2 protein-coding genes and 1 pseudogene are annotated in these 2,567 nt (G+C 61.7%); 2 read left to right on the top strand and 1 reads right to left on the bottom strand.

The genetic code is table 11. From position 1 onward, the window contains the following. A partial coding sequence (locus EOA29_RS32625) for a DsbA family protein (RefSeq protein WP_145969936.1) occupies positions 1–518 on the top strand: 518 nt, incomplete at its 5' end. 32 nt (positions 519–550) lie between these two features. Here the strand turns inward: EOA29_RS32625 and EOA29_RS32620 are convergent. Beyond that, the gene (locus EOA29_RS32620) at positions 551–985 is read right to left on the bottom strand and encodes a hypothetical protein (protein WP_245464679.1); all 435 of its coding nucleotides are present in this window, start codon (positions 983–985) and stop codon (positions 551–553) included. 605 nt (positions 986–1,590) lie between these two features. On the opposite strand from EOA29_RS32620, the pseudogene EOA29_RS32615 reads away from it, so the two are divergent. After that, positions 1,591–2,567: pseudogene (locus tag EOA29_RS32615) on the top strand (ABC transporter ATP-binding protein/permease); the annotation flags it as partial.

Raw genomic sequence — 2,567 nt, 5'->3', positions numbered from 1 at the left:
GTGGCATGGATCGCCGCCAATACATGCTGGGCAAATTCGGCAGCGAGGAGCGTATCCGCCAGATCCATGCGCGCATCGAACCGCTCGGCGAAGCGGAAGGCATCCATTTCGCTTTCGGCGCCATCAAGGTCGCGCCCAACACGCTGGACGCTCACCGCGTCATCCGCTGGGCGGGCGCCGCCGGTGAAGACTTGCAGAGCCGGCTCGTGCGCCGCCTCTTCCAACTGAATTTCGAGGAAGGCGCCAATCTCGGCGACCATGCCGTGCTGGTCGAAGCCGCCCGCGAGGCGGGCATGGACGCTTCCGTGGTCGAAACGCTGCTGCCGACGGATGCCGATGTCGACGCCGTCCGCAACGAGATCGCCACCGCATCGCGCATGGGCATCACCGGCGTGCCCTGTTTCCTGCTCGAGGGCAAATATGCCGTGATGGGCGCGCAGGACGCCGACACGCTTGCCGACGCCATCCGCCAGGTCGCCCAGGCCAAGGCGCGGGGCGAACTGGAAACGGCGATCTAGAGCGTCCAAACGCTGAACCGCTCCAGGCCAGCCTATTTCACCGTCACCGTCCCCTTGCTGATGAAGAAGCCGTGGCCGCCGCTGCTCGTGCAGGTCAATCCCTTCTTCGACGACAGACACGTGAATGACCCCTTGCTCCAGCTGTTGCCATAGCCAAGTCTGGTCACGTCGCCGCAGCAGCCCTGCTCGCCCGGGTTCTTGATCAAGGTCGCCGCCCCCTTCGGCCCCAATATGACCGTCACGTAGCTCGGCTCGACGCGGGAACAGGAAAGCTCCGGTCCGCCATCTTGCGGCTGGTAGGTGCTCGTGCCGCCTTTCGGCGTGTAGATGCAGCCGATGTTGCCGGACGGCGTGTTGAATTCGATCTGGCCCTCGGCGCCGGCCGGAATGGTCTGGTTGCCGGCATGTGCCTGCGGCAGCCATTCGAAGGCCGCGAGCATCGCGACCGAAATCATCCGTATAGACATTGCTGGTCCCCCTCGATGCGAAGCAATCGCCGGGCAGATTCGACCGCTGAGGGGCAAAATTGTCAACGCTCACTGATCGCCCTGGCCCGGCATGTCCGCTTCAGCTATGGCGCGGCGCCAACAAATACGAGTCCGCCACCAAGTTCATGCCCGGACATTTTGCGAGGCCTGGAAAGGGCAATTCAGGCGAGCCGGAAGGGGACGGACAGCACCCGTTTTTGCGGCCTTGCGGCCATCGTTCAGTCGCGAACCCAGCCGGCCGGCATGTCATTTCCGTTCACAAAACCGTGTTTTTGCTTTCCCTAAGGTAAAGTCGGCATGATCTCGGACCGCTGCCCCCAACGCGCTGAAATGAAACGTAAAATCCGCGTCGGATGCGCCTGACCGGCGAGGCTCTTCTGTTGCCCTCGCGCCACGGCGGATAACCCTGTTCACATTCGGGGGCAGAAAATTAATGGAAAATGATCAATTGGTGTTACTGTGTGTAACAAAACAAGAAAGGTTTGGGCGGGATCGTGATTCGGGTCGGCAGACCGCGACGTACAGTACCGGCAGAACTACCCAGCGAGGCGGCAAAGCCCTCGCGCCTGACGCCGGTATCGTCGATGCGTACCTTCTGGGGGCTGATGCGAGCCTACTGGTTCTCCGACCGGTGGAAGGAAGCCTGGACCCTCACCCTCGTCATTGCGCTGCTCACCGCGCTCTCCAGCAAGGCAGGCGTGTGGTTCGCCATGGCATCCGGCGAGCTGGTGAATTCGATCGCTTTCTTTCACGACGCCGCCAACACCAACCCGCTGCAGACGCTTCTGACCAATGCGGGCATATTGATGCTCCTGGTCGTGCTCAAGGATGCCGGCTTCACCGGCGTGCGCAACCTCGTCTCCGCCACCTTGCATCGCAAATGGCGCGGCTGGCTGAACAACGAGTTCAATCAGGCGCTGCTCGACGGCAATCATACCCATTTCCACGCCCAACATGGCTCGGTGGCCGGCGGCATCGTCGCACCAGACAACATCGACCAGCGCATCCAGGAATCGATCAAGGATATGACCGGCGGCGCGATCGGCCTCGCCATGGGCGTGCTGGGTGTCGCCACCTCGCTCTATTTCGTTGGCGAGAATCTGATCGGATCCTCCGTGGAGGTCAAAGGGTTGGAGTTCCTCGGCAGCTACGGCAGCGCCGTGCTGGCCTTCCTTGCCGTCGCCACCTATGTGCCGCTCAATACCTGGATTGCGGTGAAGCTCGGCGGCCTGCTTGAACGTCTCAACATACGTATGCAGCAGGCCGAAGGCAGCTATCGCGGCGAACTGATAACGTTCCTGCGCCGCAGCTTCCATGTCGCCGCCTCGCACGGCGAGGATGTGCAGAAGACGATGCACGACAGGCTCTATGTCGACATCGACAAGACCTGGGGGCGGCTGAATATCGTCAACACCAGCTACATGTCGTTCGAGCTGATCTACAATTTCATCGGCGCCCGCATCGTCTCCTACGGCCCCGGCCTCGTGCCGTTCATTCACAACGGCTTCGACCTCAAGGGCTACATAACCGGCTCTGAAATGGTCGCCCAGCTGATCAGCCA

Source organism: Mesorhizobium sp. M1E.F.Ca.ET.063.01.1.1, from assembly GCF_003998155.1.
Lineage (GTDB): Bacteria > Pseudomonadota > Alphaproteobacteria > Rhizobiales > Rhizobiaceae > Mesorhizobium.
This window is presented reverse-complemented; position numbering and strand designations above follow the sequence as displayed.